This window comes from Pleomorphochaeta sp., from assembly GCF_050031695.1.
Classification (GTDB): Bacteria; Spirochaetota; Spirochaetia; order Sphaerochaetales; family Sphaerochaetaceae; genus Pleomorphochaeta.
The window spans coordinates 32,719-55,050 of record NZ_JBNAIC010000013.1; the positions used below are offsets into that span (position 1 = coordinate 32,719).

Annotated in this window: 22 protein-coding genes, 1 tRNA gene and 1 riboswitch; of the genes, 7 read left to right on the top strand and 16 right to left on the bottom strand. The window is 26.7% G+C overall.

The genetic code is table 11. From position 1 onward, the window contains the following. Positions 1-11: 11 nt before the first annotated feature. Both ACPKM0_RS01895 and ACPKM0_RS01900 read right to left on the bottom strand, forming a co-directional pair. On the bottom strand, positions 12-1,103 hold the full coding sequence (locus tag ACPKM0_RS01895) for a 6-phosphofructokinase (RefSeq protein WP_472473102.1): 1,092 nt from the start codon (positions 1,101-1,103) through the stop codon (positions 12-14). A 46-nt stretch (positions 1,104-1,149) separates the two neighbouring features. Then, entirely contained in the window at positions 1,150-1,935 is a 786-nt protein-coding gene (locus tag ACPKM0_RS01900; protein WP_472473103.1) for a class I SAM-dependent methyltransferase, read from the bottom strand. Positions 1,936-2,077: 142 nt separating this feature from the next. On the opposite strand from ACPKM0_RS01900, the gene ACPKM0_RS01905 reads away from it, so the two are divergent. Next, positions 2,078-2,162 (top strand) — tRNA-Leu (locus ACPKM0_RS01905). A gap of 54 nt (positions 2,163-2,216) precedes the next feature. On the opposite strand, the gene ACPKM0_RS01910 is transcribed toward ACPKM0_RS01905, so the two are convergent. The 4 genes from ACPKM0_RS01910 to ACPKM0_RS01925 form a co-directional block, all read right to left on the bottom strand. Continuing rightward, positions 2,217-2,576 carry a hypothetical protein gene (locus ACPKM0_RS01910; RefSeq protein ID WP_472473104.1) on the bottom strand — a complete coding sequence of 120 codons (360 nt, stop codon included), beginning with the start codon at positions 2,574-2,576 and terminating at the stop codon, positions 2,217-2,219. 111 nt (positions 2,577-2,687) lie between these two features. Next, a complete protein-coding gene (locus ACPKM0_RS01915; RefSeq protein WP_472473105.1) occupies positions 2,688-3,299 on the bottom strand; it encodes a DUF502 domain-containing protein in 612 nt (203 codons plus the stop codon). Positions 3,300-3,566: 267 nt separating this feature from the next. Then, entirely contained in the window at positions 3,567-4,430 is an 864-nt protein-coding gene (locus tag ACPKM0_RS01920) for a hypothetical protein (RefSeq protein WP_472473106.1), read from the bottom strand. A gap of 241 nt (positions 4,431-4,671) precedes the next feature. Then, entirely contained in the window at positions 4,672-5,064 is a 393-nt protein-coding gene (locus ACPKM0_RS01925) for a hypothetical protein (RefSeq protein ID WP_472473107.1), read from the bottom strand. 147 nt (positions 5,065-5,211) lie between these two features. Here ACPKM0_RS01925 and ACPKM0_RS01930 point away from each other — a divergent pair, with 147 nt between their 5' ends. Beyond that, positions 5,212-6,090: an AraC family transcriptional regulator gene (locus tag ACPKM0_RS01930; RefSeq protein ID WP_472473108.1), complete on the top strand. Its 879-nt coding sequence runs from the start codon at positions 5,212-5,214 to the stop codon at positions 6,088-6,090. Between the two features lie 77 nt (positions 6,091-6,167). Here the strand turns inward: ACPKM0_RS01930 and ACPKM0_RS01935 are convergent, their stop codons facing one another. From ACPKM0_RS01935 to ACPKM0_RS01950, 4 genes are all read right to left on the bottom strand, one after another. Further along, on the bottom strand, positions 6,168-6,572 hold the full coding sequence (locus ACPKM0_RS01935) for an SHOCT-like domain-containing protein (protein WP_472473109.1): 405 nt from the start codon (positions 6,570-6,572) through the stop codon (positions 6,168-6,170). A 280-nt stretch (positions 6,573-6,852) separates the two neighbouring features. After that, the gene (locus ACPKM0_RS01940) at positions 6,853-7,233 is read right to left on the bottom strand and encodes a DUF2089 family protein (RefSeq protein ID WP_472473110.1); all 381 of its coding nucleotides are present in this window, start codon (positions 7,231-7,233) and stop codon (positions 6,853-6,855) included. Between the two features lie 142 nt (positions 7,234-7,375). After that, positions 7,376-7,789, bottom strand: a complete 414-nt coding sequence (locus ACPKM0_RS01945) for a YjdF family protein (protein ID WP_472473111.1) — start codon at positions 7,787-7,789, stop codon at positions 7,376-7,378. Positions 7,790-7,980: 191 nt separating this feature from the next. Next, the gene (locus ACPKM0_RS01950; RefSeq protein ID WP_472473112.1) at positions 7,981-9,096 is read right to left on the bottom strand and encodes a tyrosine-protein phosphatase; all 1,116 of its coding nucleotides are present in this window, start codon (positions 9,094-9,096) and stop codon (positions 7,981-7,983) included. 253 nt (positions 9,097-9,349) lie between these two features. On the opposite strand from ACPKM0_RS01950, the gene ACPKM0_RS01955 reads away from it, so the two are divergent. After that, positions 9,350-10,129: a ZIP family metal transporter gene (locus ACPKM0_RS01955; RefSeq protein WP_472473113.1), complete on the top strand. Its 780-nt coding sequence runs from the start codon at positions 9,350-9,352 to the stop codon at positions 10,127-10,129. A 32-nt stretch (positions 10,130-10,161) separates the two neighbouring features. Here the strand turns inward: ACPKM0_RS01955 and ACPKM0_RS01960 are convergent, their stop codons facing one another. The 3 genes from ACPKM0_RS01960 to ACPKM0_RS01970 form a co-directional block, all read right to left on the bottom strand. Continuing rightward, complete coding sequence (locus ACPKM0_RS01960) at positions 10,162-10,875, bottom strand: DUF5131 family protein (RefSeq protein ID WP_472473114.1); 714 nt, start codon at positions 10,873-10,875, stop codon at positions 10,162-10,164. Between the two features lie 18 nt (positions 10,876-10,893). Then, on the bottom strand, positions 10,894-11,721 hold the full coding sequence (locus tag ACPKM0_RS01965) for a GGDEF domain-containing protein (protein ID WP_472473115.1): 828 nt from the start codon (positions 11,719-11,721) through the stop codon (positions 10,894-10,896). Positions 11,722-11,844: 123 nt separating this feature from the next. Beyond that, positions 11,845-12,600 (bottom strand): Rossmann-like domain-containing protein, encoded by a 756-nt coding sequence (locus ACPKM0_RS01970; protein WP_472473116.1) that lies wholly within the window; start codon positions 12,598-12,600, stop codon positions 11,845-11,847. Between the two features lie 151 nt (positions 12,601-12,751). On the opposite strand from ACPKM0_RS01970, the gene ACPKM0_RS01975 reads away from it, so the two are divergent. The 3 genes from ACPKM0_RS01975 (at position 12,752) to ACPKM0_RS01985 (ending at position 16,618) form a co-directional block, all read left to right on the top strand. Beyond that, positions 12,752-13,543 (top strand): tetratricopeptide repeat protein, encoded by a 792-nt coding sequence (locus tag ACPKM0_RS01975; protein WP_472473117.1) that lies wholly within the window; start codon positions 12,752-12,754, stop codon positions 13,541-13,543. A 42-nt stretch (positions 13,544-13,585) separates the two neighbouring features. Beyond that, positions 13,586-13,657, top strand: a riboswitch (Fluoride riboswitch). A 44-nt stretch (positions 13,658-13,701) separates the two neighbouring features. Further along, on the top strand, positions 13,702-14,886 hold the full coding sequence (locus ACPKM0_RS01980) for a cation:proton antiporter (RefSeq protein WP_472473118.1): 1,185 nt from the start codon (positions 13,702-13,704) through the stop codon (positions 14,884-14,886). A gap of 112 nt (positions 14,887-14,998) precedes the next feature. Continuing rightward, a complete protein-coding gene (locus ACPKM0_RS01985; protein WP_472473119.1) occupies positions 14,999-16,618 on the top strand; it encodes a hypothetical protein in 1,620 nt (539 codons plus the stop codon). A 63-nt stretch (positions 16,619-16,681) separates the two neighbouring features. On the opposite strand, the gene ACPKM0_RS01990 is transcribed toward ACPKM0_RS01985, so the two are convergent. Beyond that, positions 16,682-17,167: a DNA-deoxyinosine glycosylase gene (locus ACPKM0_RS01990; protein WP_472473120.1), complete on the bottom strand. Its 486-nt coding sequence runs from the start codon at positions 17,165-17,167 to the stop codon at positions 16,682-16,684. A gap of 95 nt (positions 17,168-17,262) precedes the next feature. Between ACPKM0_RS01990 and ACPKM0_RS01995 the strand changes: the two genes are divergently transcribed. Then, positions 17,263-19,122, top strand: a complete 1,860-nt coding sequence (locus ACPKM0_RS01995; protein WP_472473121.1) for an ABC-F family ATP-binding cassette domain-containing protein — start codon at positions 17,263-17,265, stop codon at positions 19,120-19,122. Here ACPKM0_RS01995 and ACPKM0_RS02000 read toward each other — a convergent pair. Together ACPKM0_RS02000 and ygeW are read right to left on the bottom strand one after the other, a co-directional pair. Then, positions 19,119-20,771 carry a two-component system response regulator gene (locus ACPKM0_RS02000; protein ID WP_472473122.1) on the bottom strand — a complete coding sequence of 551 codons (1,653 nt, stop codon included), beginning with the start codon at positions 20,769-20,771 and terminating at the stop codon, positions 19,119-19,121. The two genes, ACPKM0_RS01995 and ACPKM0_RS02000, sit on opposite strands and share 4 nt — an antisense overlap. Before the next feature lie 284 nt (positions 20,772-21,055). Then, positions 21,056-22,258, bottom strand: coding sequence for a knotted carbamoyltransferase YgeW (gene ygeW, locus ACPKM0_RS02005; RefSeq protein ID WP_472473123.1), 1,203 nt, complete (start codon positions 22,256-22,258; stop codon positions 21,056-21,058). Between the last annotated feature and the right edge of the window lie 74 nt (positions 22,259-22,332).

The window sequence follows — 22,332 nt, forward strand, 5'->3', positions numbered from 1 at the left end:
ATTTAAATATCTTAAATTTCTTCAAGTTTATATTTTTTACCATCACCTAAACTAATTCCCATAGCTCTAGCTATATTAATCATTTGATGATCTGTTGAAATGTATTTAGTTTTTCCTGCAATATCTGACAATTTATTATAAGTAATTTTATTATCTTTAATCGCAACAGTTGTTCCATATTTTCCTTCTAAAGCTAAACGCCCAGCAAAGCTACCCATTTCTGATGATAATAATCTATCATAAGCACTTGGGTTTCCGCCTCTTTGAAGATGACCTGGAACTACAATACGAGTTTCAACATTACACTTCTTTTCAATATATGCAGCTAATGCTTTTGTTGAAGTTGCTTCATTTCCTCTATAAGCAATTCTTTCATCTTTTTTAAGTTTATTTTCTGCTTTAGTCATTGCTCCTTCAGCAATTGCAATAATTGAGAATGCATGACCATCTTTATTTCTTTGTTCAATTAAAGCAGCAACTTCTTCAGGATCATAAGGGAATTCAGGAAGTAATACAGCATCAGCGCCACCTGCAATACCTGCATATAGTGTTAACCAACCTACTTTATTTCCCATAAGTTCAATAAACATAGTTCTACCATGGCTAGCTGCTGTTGTATGAATTCTATCTATACATTCTGTTGCAATATCTACAGCACTACTAAATCCAAAAGTTAAATCAGTACCCCAAATATCATTATCTATGGTCTTTGGAAGACCTATTACATTTAATCCTTCTTTGTCTAATAGTGCAGCTGTTTTATGAGTACCTGCTCCACCTAATGTTACTAAAAGATCTAGCCCTAACTCTTTATAAGTTTTTACCATTTTATCAATCTTTGAACATCCATTTCTATCTTCAACTGTCATTAATTTATATGGTTGACGACTTGTTCCTAAAATTGTCCCTCCAACATTAAGAATACCAGAAAAATCTTCTTTTTTAAGAATTCTATGCTCATTATGAATTAGACCATAATACCCATCAGTGAAACCATATACAGTTACATTTTTAATTTGATTAAAAATATATTTACTAAAACCTCTAATAACTGCATTTAATCCTGGGCAGTCTCCTCCACTAGTTAAAATTCCTATTTTCATAATTTCTCCTTGAGTTTGTTCTGTTTTAATTAGTTTATAATATTTTTTACTGAATAGAAACCATTTTTTTACATCGTATAGCAAAATAACAATCATGTATAAAACTATCTAATAATTCGTTATTACTATTATCTGTATAAAAATCTATTATTGCAAAACCGGCTTTTGTTATTCCACCTATTAGTTTTTCACACGTATGACTAAATTCTAATGTATCATTACTATCGATTATTTTTTGTAAATTCTTTTTTGATAAACTCTTTATATCTGAATAAGGAATAGTATATTTGACTTTTAATTTATTTCTTAAAACATCTTTTTCATCAAATAGATAAAGTACAGGATTAGTTGCGCTAGTTACAAATTCGCCACCTTCTTTCAATACTCTAAAACATTCACTATATACTTTTTCTACATCTTCAATAAAACAAGTTGATGTAGGATTATATATATAATCAAAAGTATTATCTTCAAATAAAGATAAATCTTGCATATCGGCTTTTTTAATTGTGATATCTAAATTAAAATGTTCTGCTGTTTTTTTATCCTGCAGTAATTGTTTTTCACTATTATCTAAAACAGTTACTTCATTATTAGCAGCTGCAAATATAATTGCTTGTTGTCCACCACCACAAGCTAAAGCTAAAATTTTCTTATTTTTAACATCTTTTACCCATTCATTTTTTACAAATTTACCAGGAGTTAAATATATATTAATCTCACCATTTTTAGCTTTTTGAAGCTCTTCTTTTGTAACAGGAAGTGTCCAAAAGTTTTTATTATTAACTTCACTATCCCAAGCTTTAGAATTTATTTCTTGATATGTCTTCATAAGTAACACTTTACTCTTCATTTATTAATCATGCAACACTATCTAAACTTTAATAAATAGTTGTAATTAACATATCAAAACCATTGGATTACTTGACGAGAATAACTTCTTAGTGTATCTTTCAAAACGTTAAATACATTTCGCGGCTATGGTGGAATTTGGTAGACACGCAAGCTTGAGGTGCTTGTGGGCGAAAGCCTGTGCTGGTTCAAGTCCAGTTGGCCGCATCTTTTTCTTTATAAATATTAATTATTTTTTTCTGATATATATTTCAATAATTATTATAATATTTTCTGTTGTACAAAAGCACTTAATTTGTCAGATAAGGAACATAACATTGGAGCTTTCATTTTAAAGTTTTTATATTCTTTAGTTTTAAAAGGTTCATAAATAGCATCTCTATTTACTTTATCTTTTCTACCTTTTTCATATACATAAATAACTCTATTTTCTTTATTCAAATTAACAGTTTCACATAAACTCACAAATTTTTGAACATCATCAAACTCATCAATGTAATATATTATTACATCTATTAACTCATCTTCATTAACACTGTCTATGCCTAGAGAATATTTTTTAGGAAAATTTTTGATTAATATATTATTAAATTTATCTAGTTTTAATTTGTATAAATCCATTACTACCTTACCCCATATTTATCTTATATATTTATAATATTTCTCTACATTTTAATTTGTCAATGTTTATATAGTATAAAAATTAAGATTTAGAATGATGATAAAATATATCTATTTTAGTTCAATTCTATCAGGTGATACAGCACCTAAAGATACTATAGTTTTTAAAGCTTCATCTACTTTCATATCTAATTCAACATAATCTTCTTTATTTAAATAGATAAGAAAACCATTAGTTGGATTAGGTGTTGTTGGAATAAATATTGCAGTTTTATCTACATTATTTATCATTACTGACTCGTTAGTAATAAAACCTATACTGTTGCTAAGTTTATCATTTGGGAAGTTAACAAAAACAACTTTTTTAAAGTTTGATGAATCTTTTTTTGAAAAATTTTCAGTAAAATCTTTTAATGGTGAATAAATAGATTTTATTATAGGAATTCTTAAAAAGAATAATTCTACCAAATCTCTTATTTTTCTACCTACTAAACTATTTACTAAAACACCAATTATAAAAATTAAGAAGATAGTTATAACAAAGCCTAAACCGGGTATTGGTTTATCAAAATATTGTTCTAAAACTTTAGCAAAAAAGGCATCTCCGATTATTACTATTTTATAAATTAACCATATAGTAACACTCATTGGTAAAATAACAAAAAATCCTGTAAAAAATCTATTCACAATATATTTTGATAATTTAGTATCTTCTTTTTTCATTTTTCCCTCTCTTTGTTTAGGTGATAATATAATGTGTAGTTAATATGTGCAATAGATGTATAGAAAAACAAAATAATCAAAATTCTAATATATTTTATTTTTAATCTTAAGTTTGAATAATTTAATATAAAAATAAGGTATATTAAATAAAATTATTAAGCAGAAACTTATAGTTTATTTTTCTTATACCTTTCCAAAAAAAATCTCTGAATAAAAGATAAATTTAACTATTATTCAGAGATTATATTATTTTTTTATGTAATTGACTTATCTTAAAGTTACACCAACTGTTGCTGAGAGTGTTGCAAGATTATTTTCAGTATATCGTCCTCCAGTAGAAGCAACAGACCAAGAAGATCCATCAAAAGAACTAGTACCCTTTGCAGTTCCACCTAAGAAGCGAAGATTACCAAATATTTCAATATTATGCTTTAAAAGATAACCAGCACGTAATGAAGCATCTAAAAGAGAACCTTCAAATTCAAAATCTGCACCATTAAAGAAAGCAGATGACGCATAACTACCTGTAATATCTGCTGACAAATCAATGTTAAGAGGAGTTTCCCATCTAGAATATATATGAAGTGCTGGAACAATTCCAACATTTTGAGATACAGTTGCAACTTCAGAATCATCTACTGTTTTAAACACAATAGATGCATTTCTAATTTGTATTGCAGCACCTACACCAAATACCAATTCTTCTTCTTCTAATAAATCATATGAATAAGAAACTCTCCAAAATGGAAAACCATATTTCAATTCCATAGTTGTTCCATCTGTATACGTTTTTCCATCAATTGTTACATCAGCTTCAAATGGAACAACTGTATTTACTTCTAAAGGTTGATACAAAAAAGATACACGATGTCTATCATTAATTACAGCACCTACATTAAATCTTTCAAAAGGGAATAAAACATCTTGTCCCCCTTGGGTCACATAATTAAATAAAGTTCCAGGGTCTCCAATTTGAATTGTGTGATATAGAACTGAAACAGCTCCTGTTTCATATTCAACAAAAAATTGAATATCTGAATCTTCTTTATTTATTAAAGAATCATCGCTACTTGCAAAAATAGGTGTTGATATAATCAACAAAACGATTAATATTGATAATATTTTTTTCATAAGATTCTCCTTAACCTTATGCAAATTTTAGATAATAATAAAAATTGCAATCAAATAATAGCAAAAGCTATATACTACATTTAAAATTATTTCATTTAAGAAACTAATAATTAATTATAGTTTCCTAAAGGAAAAATTGTCAATATTTAATAAAATTAATGTTTTTTTAAAAAAAATGTTAATTATAAATGTAAGATCAATTTCTATAAATTACCCTATAACTTAATAACTCACCAATAAATTATTTTGTAAACAACCAAGGAGATTCTATAAAGTTAACCAAATTAATTAACTTTTCATCAAACTCTTTATATTCTTTTGGCATATCTAAATTAATATATCCAGAGTTAGTAGAGACTTCTCCATCATCAAATAATATTTTTAAATTAAAAGAAAAACTATCTAAAGATTTAGAAACAACTTTTGGCCATTTTTTAAAATCAAATTGGTTTAAAAACTCTTCAATTACATCTTTATCAATCTGTATTTCATATCGTTTCATAGATCCTAAATAAACCATTGGATATAAACAATGATTAATATAACCATCACTTGAAATTTCGATTGTTTGCTTTTCATATTGTGGAAGCCCATTTTTTTGTACATCTAATACTAATAATTTTACTTTTTTCATAAATACTCCAAATATATGTTATCATAGTCCACTTAATTAGCAAGATTAAATACTTAAATAAAACCATACACCTAAAAGTAAAAAATGTTAGGAAATATATTTTATGCTATACTATTCTTAATCTATCTTAGAGAGGAAAAAGATATAATGGATTGGATAAAAAATCTGCAAAACGCAATTAATTATGTAGAAGAAAATTTAACAAATGAAATTAATCTAGAAGATGTTTCTAAAATAGCAAATTCTTCAGCAACTAATTTTCAAAGAGTTTTTTCAATTTTATGCAATTGTACTTTAGGTGAATACATAAGAAATAGACGTCTTTCTTTAGCAGGCAATGAACTAGCAACATCAAATTCTAAAATTATTGATATTGCATTTAAATATGGCTACGATTCACCTGAAAGTTTTACTAGAGCTTTTATTCGCTTTCATAATATCAAACCTTCTCAAGTTAAGAAAAATGGTGGAAATCTTAAATCTTTTTCTAAGATTTCTGTAAAATTAACATTAGATGGAGGTAGCATCATGGATTATCAAATTAAAAAACTTGATGAATTTAAACTAATTTCAATTAAAAAATACTTTCCTATTGAGATTGAAAAATCACAAAAAGAGATTCCAGCTTTTTGGAGTGAATGCAAAACAAATGGATCTTTTAATGCCTTATGCACAAAATATTTTAAAAAAGATAGTATTTTTGGCGATGCAGTGGTAGGAGTATGTTTTGAAAACTCAGACAGAAAAGATGAATTCCCTTATGGTATAGGAGTTTATTACAATGGTGAAAAATGTGAAGATGATTTTATTATTGATACAATAGAACCATTAACATGGGCTATTTTCAAATGCAAAGGACCTATGCCTTCAGCAATTCAAGAGTTACTTCATTCTATTTATTCTGAATTCTTTCCTTCAAGTGAATATACTCCAAATGGTGGATATTACTTAGAAGTATATCCTGATGGAGATATCACAGCTAAAGATTATAAGAGCGAAGTATGGATTTCTGTCGATAAAAAATAGTCGATATTAATTACTAAAAAAACATAGGGATTTGATTTTGATAATATCAACTTCCCTATGTTATTTTTTATTAAATATTATTTACAAAATACTTTTATTAAAGAATCTGCATTATCAACTTCTACTGTTAACAACTCTAAAGAAGCCATTAAATCATCAATATTCTCAGGCTTTAGGTCTGAAAAATCAAAACTCATACCTTGATTTTTTAATCCATTATTAATTTGTTCTTGAGCTTCTTTAGGAATTAAACCTGCAATATTAAACCCCGCTTTAATTAAAGCAAAAGGAACTTTAACAAATACTTTTCCTATTTTCTTTCCAGCTTCTGTTTCCTTTGGTTCTATACTCACATAAAAGAATTTTAAACCACTTAAATTAGTTAACTTCGAATCAGATGCATCAATTAATTTACTTGCTTCTTCAACAGTAATTTTTCCACTCGATAACATCTCTAAAATTTTAATTTTTTCTTCACTCATAAAACACCTCATTTGATATAAATTTTAATATCTTCCTTATAATTATTCACAACAATTTCTAAATCTTTCATCGCAGAAAATATAGTTGGCAAATTTAAAAAGATTTTTAAATATGAAATAAAAGGAGAATTATTTTCACTTAAAATTAGAAAAAATATATAGACAATAAATGCTATAAAATAAAAAGGTAATATTAATATGTATAATAAGATTAAAGGAAAGAAAAATTTTATAGTCTTTCCATTTTCTTTCATTATATGACCCCATATTATCATAGCCATTATTTTTTAAGCTCCTTTAATGCATCTTCTACATTAATTTCACCATTTGATATCTTATCTAAAATATTAGATACTGATTCAACATCTATTTTTTCTTCTATTTTCAAATCATATTCTAAACTATCAATTTTTTTTGATAATTCATTTAATTTATTTTTTACGGTTGGATAACTTATATTAAATAATTGCTCCATTTGTTTTATTGAACCATGTGTTTTTATAAATGCGGCTATAAACTTTTGATCTTCAATATTTAAAGTTGATAAAGAAGATAATTGGAAGTCCCCTTCAATTGAAATATTATCTTCAGGAATATAAACTTTTTTTATTATAAAATTTTTACCTTTACTTAGTTCAAATAATTTTTTCCAATTATGCATATAAGCTCCTTGCATTATTAAAATAACACAATAAATTAATTATTTCAAGAATAAATATTAATATTATTAATATTTTTAATAATTATTCTTAAAAATATTAACTTTCTCATATAATTATTATAAAACAAAAAACATAGAGAGCTTAATGCCCTCTATGTTTTTCTTTACGCTTTGCTTTTCTCTGAATAAATTTCTCATCATTAATATTTTTTTTCTCAATAGACTTTTTTACCTTCTTCTCTTTTTTAAGAAGTTCAAACTGTTGTTTGATATAATCTTTAGATTTGCTATTACTATAAGTCTTTCTCATTTGTTTTTTAGCATCTCTAATTTTTCTTTTAGAATTTAGATTTTTTTCTTCTTTTACATTATCCATTTTTTCAAAAAATATTAATTTATCATACTCTTCTAATAAGAATATCTGCAGTTCCTTTTCTGTTGGTTCTTTATAAAATGTTACTTTTGCAATTTTAATTACACCATCTATTTGGCTTTCAAATACTCCCACCCAAAAAGGTTCTTCAAAAAATACACTGAAACTTCCTACGCTACACATAAAGCCCTCCTAAAATTTATTGAATAAATGGATGGACAACCAGGAGGAAGGTTACTGACAATAAAATTGCCTCCGGACTACCAACCGGAGCGTGTTTCTACCATTTTTAAATTATATTCATTTTATTACAAAATAAAATAAGGTGCCACATATCAAAAGGGCACCCTAAATAAATAATCAAGAATAATTAATTATTTTAAATTATTTTTTAAATTCATAATTTGCTTTGAAGTTAATCCAATTTTCATTAAATACTTTTCTGCAATCATTGAAAGATTAGCATTGGTAACTTCAATATCTCCAGCGATATTTTTTAACATATTGTATGGAGTATCAGCTATATAATCATATTGCATTGTACCTTTTTCAACATTATAGTAATTAGCATAACTCAACATATAATCAGTTTCAATTTCTTCTAATGTTGCATTCATTAATGCTTCTAATACTACTGCTGCAAAACCAGCTCTATCTTTTCCTTCATTACAGTGAACTAAATAAGGTCCTTCATTTTCACTCATGAAAATAAAGCCTTTAGCTAATTTTTGGCCAAAATCATCTGAAGTATAATCAACATCCATATCTAATAAGATAATTTTACCATTTTCATACATTTCTCTATACCAAACAATAGTATCAATATTTTCCATCAAACTATCTTTGCTGTCTGCTAAATTTACAATTGTTTTTATATTATTTTTCTTAGCTAATGCTTCTGCATAAGGAGCTCTTGCATCTGCTAAAGCAGGGTTACAAGATCTAAAAATCATATCTGATTTAATATCACCAATTTTAACTGTTCTGAAATTTGCAAAAACTTCATCACTTGAATAATCTTCTCTAACTTCAGATTTTGTTAAATGTCTTGTCTTATATTCTAATAAATAAGAGCCTTTATCTGCCATTGAAACTACAATTTTAGTACCTTCACTAGCCCCTGTTTTTTTTAGGCAGTTTCCATAATTAATAGCAAAGTAAACTTTATCTGCTTTAATACGAATTAAAAAGTTTCCAACATCTACATCACTGTAAGTTGAAACTATTGGTGCTTGATAAGTTACTCCATTAATCATGATATTAACCATATCACCATATTCATATCCTTCTTCCATTAATTTAGTTGCCATTAAATCAGTTTCTAAATTACCATATTTATCCGCTGCTACAATTGAAGCCTCAATTTGATTATAAACAACAGCTTCTTTTTCCATTGGCATTTGTTTCATTTCTTGAGTTGTAGAACAACTAGATAAAACTAAAATAAATGAAACTAATAAAAATAAGAAAGTACTTCTATATTTTTTCATATTTCACACCTCCTATAAATGTGGATATATAGTATCTACCTAATAATTAAAATACGCAATACAAAATAGTTAAACAACATCTTTTTTTGTTAGGAGATACTAACATTAATTTTTATATACAATGTGTTATAAAAAACAAATTAACGGCACTAAATCTTATATTTAATAAAAATATTATAAAATATATTTGTTAGCTATTGCTAATATTATTTAATTATTTTATACTAGAAATACTTTAAAAGGAGTATATCAAATGAATACTATTATACTAGGTTTACTAATTCCATTTATTGGTACAACACTTGGATCGGCAATGGTTTTCTTTATGAAAAAAGAAATGAGTATCAATTTTCATAAAATGCTACTTGGATTTGCTTCAGGAGTTATGATTGCTGCATCAGTTTGGTCACTACTTTTACCCTCTTTAGAAATGGCCGCAGCACAAGGCAATATTGAATGGGTTCCTGCAACAATTGGTTTCTTAACTGGTGTATTTTTTCTATTATTATTAGATAAAATAATACCACACCTACATTCAGAGAGTTCAACGCCTGAAGGATTACATTCAAATTTAAAAAAAAGAACAATGCTTGTTCTTGCAGTAACTCTTCACAACATACCTGAAGGAATGGCTGTAGGAGTTGTATTTGCTGGATTATTATCAAATAACACTTTAATAACTGTTTCAGGAGCTTTTGCATTATCTTTAGGTATAGCTATACAAAATTTCCCTGAAGGCGCTATTATTTCGATGCCATTAAAAGCTGATGGTGGAACTAAAACAAAATCATTCTATTTAGGAACTTTATCAGGAATTGTTGAACCTATTGCAGGACTTGTTACTATATTATTAACACAATTAATTGCAGGGTTATTACCATATTTATTAGCATTCGCAGCTGGTGCAATGATTTATGTAGTAGTTGAAGAATTAGTTCCAGAATCTCAATCTGGAGAGCATTCTGATATTGCAACAATATCTGTAGCAATAGGCTTTGTTGTTATGATGGTATTAGATGTAGCATTAGGATAGATTTATATAATTAGAAGGCATTTGTTTAACTATTATATATAATAATTTATATTTGCCTTCTTTGCTTGACTCATTAATAGCTTATTATTCAATCTATACTGTTTATTATCTTTGATAAAATTAGTTCCACATTGCCTAAATTCAAATGAAGTTTGATTGTTTATACACTGTTCTCTAATTTCTAATACCCAATCATAATTTAAAACTCTTGCATTGTAATCTGATTCACCACCTACTACAACTAATTCAATATCAGATAAATAATTTTCTAAATTAACTCTCTCTATAAGTGGCTGACATATTATATTTCTATGTTTTATAGGGATATCATTAAAAATCGGTAGTCGAAAGTTTACGGCCTTTTGATTTTCTACAGTACACCCAATAGTAATATTATCATAACCATCTCCCCAATCTTTAGGAAGATGGTTCTCTAATCTATGTATACGTTTGGTTAAAAAGATGAAGTGTAAATCACTTCTTTCTTTAATCATACTCCAGCATTCATCTCTCCAAGGATCAGCTTCATTAATCAAAAAATCAGAGGAAAAGCATACATATACTTTAGAATTAGGTTTTAATTTAAATTCATTTTTTTTATTTTTTTCTAATGGTAAATAAAAATTAGAAGTTTTTCTAATTATATTAGTATCAATATTTCTTTTATAATCACCTTTATGAATATAGCAGTATCTACAACCTTCACTAAACTTGTGACAACCTCGCCAAGGATTCCATAATGCCATTATAATTTCCTTTTTCTACTAATAATGAATTACATCTTCAGAAAAAACATGTATAGCACCTTTACCATTTTTCTTTACATGATATAAAGCTTTATCAGCATTCATCATTAAATCTTTATAAGTTGTGCTTCCTCCAGCACCCTTTCCAACACCAAAAGATAAACCTACACTTACACTAAAATTAGCTTCTTTATATTTTTCTGATATATTTTTTATATCCTTTTTAATATTTTCTAAAATAGTTATAACTTCATCTTCACTTCTGTTACAAAAAGCAATTACAAATTCATCACCACCAAATCTTGAAGCAACTTCTTCTGAATTAATATATTTTTTAATAAATTTAGCAACATCTACTAAAACTTCATCGCCAATTAAATGCCCATAAATATCATTTAATGCTTTAAAATTATCCAAATCTAAAACAGACAGATATACAGGATATTTACACTCTAATAATATATCATCTATTTTACAGCTACCAGAGATTTTATTATTTAAGCCTGTCAAATGATCTATTTGATTTAATTTAGCCTTAACAATATATTCTAGCATTATCTTTAGCATTATTATCGTAACAGCTACAAAAACAGATCCCCAAAAAAGAATTTGTGATAATATTAAATCAAAAGAAGGAAGTGCCTCTTTAGAGTTAAGAGAAAATAATACACTAATATAACCAATTAAAAAAAAGAATATTAAAAAATGGAAAACATTATTAATTAAAGTAATTCGCTTCGATATAATACCGAATTCACAACGCTCTTCTTTTCTAAATGTGGCAAAAAGATAAACACATGCTAATAAAACTATTGCACCAATTAAAATAAACACACTATTAATCATATAAATAAAATCCCCTATATTATATAACAAATATATTATCAATTTTTATTTAGAAAAGAAACAAATACTTTTCTTTTTACAATAATTTTGCATTATTTCATAATATTTATCAAATAATTTATACTATTTTATCTTTTTATAAATCTTTTTGGAACTTTTATGGATACTAGGAGTACCTTTTCCCATCCTAATTGATTTTAATACACCACTTAAATTACTTACATAAGTACCACCAATAATTGATACAGGTGTATCTTTATATAAATCTTCATTCATTATTGTAGATGGACCTAAAACAGCAACAGGATTTGTATAATTAATGATTTTTTCATAAACAAAATCAAAAGTATTATTAATAAAACTTGTTGCTGTAATAATTAATGCTGAAGATTCATTTTTTACAAAAGAATAGAATTCTTCTTCATTTCCAATATCCTTACCAATATCGTAAGCAACTACATTAACACCTCTTTTTTCAAATTCCTTTACAATAGGATTAAAAAATCCAATCATTGCTACCTTCTTATTTTCTAAAAGACCTAAATCTTCAAATAAAGTATTATTATCTTTATTTTCAACTAATCTTTCATCTAATTGAGATAAAGCATTTACCATAGCAATTACCACAGCTCTACTAATAGGATCTTTATATTTTCTAAGAGAGATAAGAACTTCATAACAACATTTATCTTCAAAATCTTCATTAACTTTATACACAGTACAAGTTTTATGAGAATCAATTAATGTACAACAAACTCCACAACAACCATTTTTTAATTCTACAGCTGTATACCCTAAACCAATATTAATAGTATTTACATAATTTTCTTTAGCAATTTTACTATATAACTCAATAATTCTTTCATCAAAATTTATCATACCTATATTTTAACATTTTACTTTTTTATATTCAATAAAAAACAAATGTCAGAAACTAACTATTGCAAATCCAACATATTATAAGATATTTATAAATATTTATTGAAAAAAAATTGATCTATCATTATCTTATTTATATAAGGATAAGTTAGTGGAAAATTATAAGAAACAATTAGTTTTAGCAAAAGATAAAACAGATTTAAAACACTTTGCAAAAAGGCAAGAAACTATTTTTCAATTAGAAAATGCAAAATCTGATTCATTTAATATATCAGGTCCGACTAGTTGTCACTATATTAGAACATCAAATAAGCTTTTTGATTTATACTTTGAAGATGAAGATTATGAAGAAGCTTTAGATATTGCTAAAGAGATTTTTGATATTATTCAACAAAATGATGATATATTATTAAAAAGTGAATCCATTATTAATCTAGGTTTAGCTTATCTAAAAAATGGCAACATAACAAAAGCTAAAGAAGTTGCAGAAATTTATTCTTTTGATGATACTAATCCAAAATATCCTTCCTATTGTATGTTTAAAGCAAGCCTTTTAGAAGTTTTTAACAAACAAGAAGAACAACTTCATTACTTAAAAAAAGCATATGAATATGCTGTTAAACTAAAATATAAAGATGAGGATATCTCTAATATTCTTTTATCAGTTGCTTTATTTTATGAAAAAAATAAGCTTTATAAACAAGCTTATTCTATATATTTAGAAATATTTAATAAATCTAAAATATTAGTATCTTCCTTAACCGATGAAGAGAGATACTCCTTTCTATTACGTCTAGCTAATTTAGCAATTATAAATAATGAGAAAGAATTTGCATTTGATATTTTAGTAAAAAGCAAAAAGGCAATGATAGAAAAGTTTAAGCCAAACCACCCATTATTGAAAATAATTAATAAGGCATTAGATTCTACTGAAAATAAATAATTTTACGCTCTTGTTTTTTTCCCTCATTTTTTTTAATATTACAAAACATGAGGGAATGAATGTCTCCCTGGATAATAATCCAAACCGCTATATGCTAATGACTTCTGTTTATTTTAATAACAGAGGTATCTTTTTTTATGCCTCTTAAGGGGAGCTTTATGCTATTAAGCATTGCAATTATTGTACTACTCGGTCTTTTTTCAAAAGTAATTTTTAACAAAATTAAATTACCTTACATCATAGGAATGCTATTTATAGGTGTTATATTAGGACCTTATTCTCTAAACATACTAGATCCAAACATCAACCTTATTTCTGCAGATTTAAGAGAGATTGCATTAATTATTATTCTTATGAAAGCAGGGCTATCTTTAGATATTAATGATTTAAAAAAAGTTGGAAGACCTGCAATTCTACTATGTTTTGTACCTGCATCCTTTGAGATTATAGCCTACTTACTAATAGCACCTAAATTATTGAATATACCATTACTAGAAGCTGGAATTATAGGTTCTGTTATGGCTGCAGTATCTCCTGCTGTTGTAGTTCCTGCTATGACAAGATTTATTGAAGAGAAAAGAGGAACAAATAAAGCAATCCCACAAATGATGCTTGCAGGATCTTCCGCAGATGATGTTTATTGCATAGTTATATTTACAGCATTAGTAACATTAGCTAAAGGTGGAGAGGTTCATGCTACAGCTCTATTAAATGTTCCAATATCAATGGTTAGTGGTATAATTTTAGGAGTAGCGAGTGGTGAAATTCTAGTAAGATTTTTCAAAAAATTTCACATGAGAGATACTGTAAAAGTTTTATTACTTCTCTCAATAAGTTTCTTATTTATTTCTTTAGAGGCTTTTTTAAAAGGTAGATTACCTTTATCAGGATTACTCGCTATAATAAGTCTTGGTCTAACTATTAAAGCTCATTACCCTATCCTATCTGATAGATTAACCCCTAAATTTTCAAAACTTTGGGTTGGTGCTGAAATTCTATTATTTGTATTAGTAGGAGCATTAGTTAATGTAGAATATGCAACTCATGCTGGCTTTGCCTTAATTATTATGATTTTCCTAGGTTTAATTTTTAGAACAGTTGGGACTTTCATAGCTACTTCAAAAACAGGATTAACAAAAAAAGAAAGAGCCTTTTGTTTATTTAGCGAATTGCCAAAAGCTACAGTTCAAGCTGCTATGGGAGGGCTTCCTCTAGCTTTAGGTCTAGCTTGTGGGAATATGGTATTAACTTTCGCAGTTATTGGTATTTTAATTACAGCACCAATTGGTTCATTTTTAATTAATTTTGCAGGAAATAGATTCTTAGTTCAAGAAAAAAGCTAAATTCGCAATTTATTATTTGAATACTAGTAATCAACAAAACAATAATATACAATATATTAGTAATATTTGTAGCTTTATAAAGACTTATTTGCTTATATGTATGAGGTATTTTATGAAAAATAAAAGTAAAAAGATAAATATATTAATATATATTTTATTAATTTTTGTGACACTAACTCTTTCTTCTTGTAATAAAAAAGAAAATCCTGACACAATAAAAGTTAATGATACATCTGAAACTATAGAAGAAAAAGAAATAACTGAAGAAAATAATACTTTAGATATTGAAGAAGAAGTAACAGTTTTTGATGAAAGTGAATTAGGATATAGTATAAAAGAAGACACTGTTTTCTTAAATGATAAACCATTGCCAACTACAAGCAAAGTTTCAAAAACCACTAGAGAAGCAGATAAAACAACATATCATTTTTATGATGGTGCTGCTTTAATAATTAAATCTAATGGTGATATTATTGTTGACTTCCCTATTAGAATAACATTATTAATAGATAAAGATTTTACAACTTTTGAAACTCTTTATAATGGAAATCCTTTAACTAATGCTACAATTACTAATTTCTTAACTGAAGATAATTGGTATACAATTGATTATGGTAATAATACAAGTTTAAAATTTAATAACGAAACATTAATATTTAATACTAACAATTTAGAAATTATCAAAGAAAATAATTCTTGTGAAACAATATTTAAAGATTTTATAATTAGTGAAAGCTCAATAGCTACAACAGATGCTTTATCTAATATTATTAAAATAGATTATGAAGATGGAAACCAATTAACTCATATTGTTGGTGGAGCAACTACTTTTATCTTTAGTGAAACAAATACTTCTATTGAATCTGATGGACAAACTACAAAAATAACAAAAGATGATGATGAAACCATTATTAGTGGAGAAATAACAAATATTGATTTCAACAAAGAAACGGGTTCTATTGTATTTGAAACAACAGAAGAAAAAGTTGTTATTGACACCTCAGGTGAAGTTATTGAAAAAGAAATCATTCAACCAACTGAAGAAGAGATTATTAGTGAAGAGCCACCAAAAGAAGATATTGAAGATTTAAATAATCAAGAGATTTTATCTGAAGAAGAAAAATTTGATCCTGAATCAAATAAAGAAGAACCACCTCAAGCAAATGATTTAGAAAATGAGAATGAGGATGCAGGTATTCCAATAGGTGCCACTGTTAGTAATGATTTTGAACAAGATACTATTGGTGAATGGGGTGATGAAAATGAAGAAATATTCCCATATAGAATTGGCGTAATCCCAGCATTCACATTTATGCAAATAAATTCTTCATCTTCAAATTATGGTGTTAGAGCTGATTTAGTTGTTGAAAATGAAATAGTGCCAGGGACTGTTATTGGATTAGAAGTTGGTTTAGGGTTTGACCATATAGATAGTTTAGGAAACTACAAAAACATTGTAACAAATACAACTTTTGCAAAAGAATTTACTAATGATTATTCAAAAATCACATATTTTATAAAAGCAAAATTTGGATCCTTAATACCTCTTCAAGAAACAATTGATGATGAAGAAGAGACACCATATATTAGATTAGGGCTTGGACTAGGTTTTGATTTTAATATCGATGATCACTGGAGAGTTAGAGTTGGAGCAGAAGGTGCTGTAAACTATAGTTCTGACTTTGTATACACAGAATCTGGATATATTGGATTAATATATAAATTCCAATAAAAGTAATAAATTATAAAAGTTATTTCCTATATGTTAAACTATAAATTTGACATATAGGTTTTTTTATTTGTATTTATTAAATTCACTTTTCCAAGTCACTAATTTTTTTTCATATGCTAGAGTATATGCAGGACTTGTCGAAGGTAATACTATAAAATCAATATTAATTGGATAATAGTGAATATGTTTTTTATATAAATTATAAGCTTTTTTACCATTAAACATTACCACTCTTAAACTTTCATTTTTATCTAAAACTTTAATTAAATCATTAACTATCACATCTCTTATATCACTATCTAAAGATCCTTTCCTCTCACAAGTATTTACAACATCCCACAAAAATATATTATTATTAATGATAAAATTTATTTTTTCATCATATGTTTCAAATGGAGATCTACTGTAAATATCAGAAATAATATCCCAAAATCTATTTCGTTTATTTCCATAATATTCATATTTTTTTAATGATATCACACTTGGAGCTGACCCTAAAATTAATATTTTAGAATTTTTCCGATATATTGGCTTAAATCCATTTACCAAAACAACCTCCATCTATATAAATTCAAATGCCTTTTTTACAACTATATTTTATTAAATGCTTGAAAAGCTTTTTACTATATTATAATCTTTGCACTATGAATATTCTATCAGTTGAAAACCTTTCATTAACATTAAATGATAATCCGTTATTTGAAAACATTAGCTTTGGATTAGATAAAAGCGAACATGTAGGATTAATAGGTAATAATGGTCAAGGAAAAAGTACTTTATTAAAAGCTCTCGCAAAAAAAATCGAAGTTGATGAAGGAAAAGTCACAAAAAATAATGATGCTGAAATTGGTTTTTTAACCCAGATAGTTCAACATGATGATAATGATACAGTTTTAGATTATTTATATAAAAGTGAAGGATCAAAATTTCAACTTTTAAATAAATATAATTCACTACTAGTTGATCCAATTAAAAATGAAAAACAAATTATTGAACTAACTCATTTATTAGAAAAAGATAATATTTGGAATATTGAAAATGATTTTATGTCTATTCTTGGTGAATTAGACTTATATGATGTTAATTCTAGAAAAATGAATACTTTATCAGGTGGTCAAAGAAAAAAAGTCGCAATAGCAAGAGTATTAGCAAATAAACCTAAAATTTTATTTTTAGATGAACCGACTAACCATTTAGATATAAAAACAATTGAATGGCTACAAAAATACCTATCATCAAGCAATATGACTATTATTGTAGTTACACATGATAGATACTTTTTAAACGCTGTATGCACTAAAATAATGGAATTATATAATTCTAATGTTTTTATCCATCCAGGTAACTATAATTCTTATTTAGAAAGAAAAGCTAAACGTATCATTGATGAACAAAAACAACAAGATAGATTAACTACTATTTTAAGAAGAGAACTAGAATGGCTTCAAAGAGGGCCACAAGCAAGAACTTCAAAAGATGGTAATAGAATTGATAGAATCTACGACATGAAGAGTCAACAAAAAAATGTTAATGAAGCTGATCAAAAACAATTCGTTTCTAATAATAGATATATTGGTAAGAAAATACTTAATGTTGAAAACATATCAAAATCATTTAGTGATAAACTAATTTTTGATAAGTTTACATTTTCGTTTACAAAAGATATGAGAATTGGAATTGTAGGTGATAATGGTAGTGGTAAATCAACACTGTTAGATGTACTTACGAATCATATTGAAAGTGATAGTGGAAATATAGATTTAGGAGTTAACACCGTTTTTGGATACTATGATCAAATAGGAAGAAACTTAAAAAGTAATAAATCAGTTTTAGAATATGTTGAAGATATATCAGAAAGAATTTTTTTATCTAAAAAAAATGAAGTATCTGCTGCTAGATTTTTAGAATTATTTAATTTTCCAACAAAATTACATAGATTACCAATCTCAACTTTATCAGGTGGACAAAGAAGAAGATTATATCTACTATCGCAGTTATTGAAAAATCCAAATTTTCTTATCTTAGATGAACCTACAAATGATTTAGATATTGAGACAATTGAAAATTTAGAAAATTATATAAATGATTTTTCAGGCACTTGTATTATAGTCTCCCATGATAGAGCTTTTTTAGATCATACTTGCGACTATTTATTTGTAATTAAAGATGCTAAGATTATTCAGTTTGCAGGAAACTATACTAATTATAGTGAATCTGAATTATTTTCTCCTAATATAAAAAAAATATCAAAAGAAAAACCTCAATTAATAAAAAAGAAGAAAAAAGGCTTATCTTTTAATGAGAAAAAAGAGTTAGATAAATTACCTAATAAAATAGAATGCATTGAAAGTGAAATAGCTATCCTTGAAGAAAGTTTTAATACTGTTGAAAAAACAGAACTAGGCACATTAGAGCAAAGAACTAATAGTTATAATTTAAAAAAAGAAGAACTAGAACTTTTAGAAAACAGATGGCTCGAACTATTAGAAAAAGAAGAGTGTTAATTTAATAGATTTTCAAATTCAATAGCTTTCATAGGTCTTGCATAATAATAACCTTGAGCATTCATACATCCGATTTTCTTTAAATTTGCAACATCTTTATCTGTTTCTACACCCTCTGCAATCAAGTCTAATTTCATTTCTTTTGCAATATTTACGATTAATTTTAATATACTCATATTGTTATTAGATTGAGCAGATTGTTTGTTTAAGAATAACAAATCCAATTTAATAATATCAACAGGCACTTCGCTTAGCATATTCAAAGATGAATATCCTGAACCAAAGTCATCCATTTCAATAATAAATCCATTATTTGAAAATTCTCTAACAATATCAGCTAAAATATTCTGATCTTTAGCATAGAGAGTTTCTGTAATCTCCAAATGAAGTAAATCTGATGATAAATTGTATTTTTCAATTAAAGCTTTTAAATTCGCAACTAAATCACTATTAAATATATCATTTCTAGAAACATTTACTGAGATTGGAACAATTTTTTTACCTTTATCAATCCATTCTCTCATTTGTCTACATACCTCTTCCCAAACATACATATCTAATTTAGAAATAAATCCATTTTTTTCAAAAATAGGAATAAAGTCGCCAGGACTCATAAAGCCATATTGAGGATGTATCCATCTTACTAGGGCTTCTCCCCCTATTATTTCTTCAGAATTAATATTTAATTTAGGTTGATAATACACAATAAATTGTCTACTTGATACAGCTTCATCCATTTCTGATATTATCATTTGCTCTCTTTGCATTTTATTAAACATATCATCAGTAAATGTTGAAAAATATTGTTTATATTTTCCTTTAATAGGATCTAAAGCCATTTTAGACCAATCACACATCGAAGCAATTGGTAAATCTTTATTTTTAATTTCATATACCCCAAATTGAATACTAATTGGAATATTAATTGGTGGATTTTTCTTAAACTCAGTTATTGTATCATCAATATAATTTTCGTTAAAAGGTGTTTTAGGTATTAATGCTTGGAATCTATCACCAGTGAATCTAGCAATTAATGAGTTTTCTTTGAAAAGATATTTTAATATTTCTGCAACAAATAATAATACTTTATCTCCATTTTGATATCCAGTAAATTGATTTATAACTTTAAACTGAACTATATCAATGCATAAAAGTAAATATTCTTTTTTAGGGTTTTCATTGAGCATATTTCTTGCTTTTATATAAAACCCTTCTTTATTTAATAAATTTGTTAAAGAATCATGTTGAACAGTAATAAGAAAATTTTCATTTTCTCTGAGAGTAATTATATTTTCTAACCTTCTAAGAATAACTTTTGGACTATATGGTTTTGTTAAAAAATCAGTTGCACCCATTTCTAAACAAGCAATTTCAGCATCTAGGCCACTATGTGTTGTTTGAACTATTACAGGTATATTACAATACTGCTTATTATTTTGACGAGCTTTTAAGAATTCATAACCATTTAAAACAGGCATATTTAGATCAAGTAAAATTGCTGAAATATCAGCACAATATTCTTTTATATAATCTAAGGCTTGTTCCCCATTTTCTAAACCGTGGACTCTATAATCTTTAGATAAAATCTTTGTCAACAAAGCTCTATTTATTTTGCTATCATCTACTACTAGTATCAAACGCTTGTTCAAAGGAAACCCCTTATTTCATCAATAAAATATAATACAATCTCATTTAATACTCTATAATGAATAATTCAATTTGTAAACAAAATAAAACAAAAACATATAAAAACGCTCCATAAGTTACGTAAATAAAATTTAAGCAATATCAAGTTTATTATTTTTATGACATTTAGTTTAACTAGATTATATTAATGCTTAGTTATATCCATAAATATATATAACTTTAGTTTTTATTAAAATAAAAAATCGGCCTTATTTAAGACCGATTTATTATTTATCAACTTTAAGAATTATTTAATTCTTTTTGTTGCAGCTTCCATTAACTCATCTAGTTTTGCACTAGGATTTTCGAATTTTGCTAAGAAAATCATTGCAGCAATTACATATGGTTTATAACTTGCTTCTTTATATAATGGAACAATATATTTATCAAATACTGAAGCATCTACTTCACCTTCTTCACATGATACACCTGTGATATCTGCAGGAAGACAGTGCATGTATAAAGCTTTACCTTCGTTTGTTAATTTCATCATATCTTCAGTACAAGCCCAATCTTTGAAATTAGCATTATTATCTAAACATTTCTTTTCTAGTACATCAAGTTCATCAAATTTCTTTTCTTCAACAAGCTTTGTTCTTTCTTCCATGATATGGAAAGGAGCCCAGCTTTTTGGATAAACAATGTCAGCATCTTTAAAAGCTTCTTCCATTGAATTAACTTTCTTATAAGAACCACCACTCTTTTCAGCATTAGCTTTAGCTACTTCTTCAACTTCTGGCATTACGTCATATCCTTCTGGATGAGCTAAAACAACGTCCATACCAAATCTTGTAAATAAACCAATGATACCTTGAGGAACTGATAAAGGTTTACCGTATGAAGGACTATAAGCCCAAGTCATTGCAACCTTTTTACCTTTTAGGTTTTCAACGCCACCGAATTCATTAATTACATGTAACATGTCAGCCATTGATTGTGTTGGGTGGTCAATATCACATTGTAGGTTAACTAAAGTAGGTCTTTGTTCTAATACATCATCATCAAAACCTTCTTGAACTGCATCAGCAACATTCTTTTGGTAAGTATGACCTTTACCAATATACATATCATCTCTAATACCGATTACATCAGCCATGAAACTAATCATGTTAGCTGTTTCACGAACAGTTTCACCATGAGCAATTTGGCTCTTCTTTTCATCTAAATCTTGAACTTCTAAACCTAATAAGTTACAAGCACTTGAGAAAGAGAAACGAGTTCTTGTTGAGTTATCACGGAAAATAGAAATAGCTAAACCGCTATCAAATACTTTTGTAGAAATATTGTTTTCTCTTAGACCACGGAGAATCTCCGCTACCTTAAATACTGCATCTATTTCATCGTCGCTTTCTTTCCATGTATGGAAGAAATCATTTAAGTACATATTCTTTGTATCAAGAGCTCCTAGCTCTTTAATCATTTGCTTAATTAAAGCCTTATCTTTTTTCATTAGAGATTCTCCTTGGATATATTTGTTTGAATGAGTGTACTATATCATGTACACTCACCCTTGTAAAGTTTTTT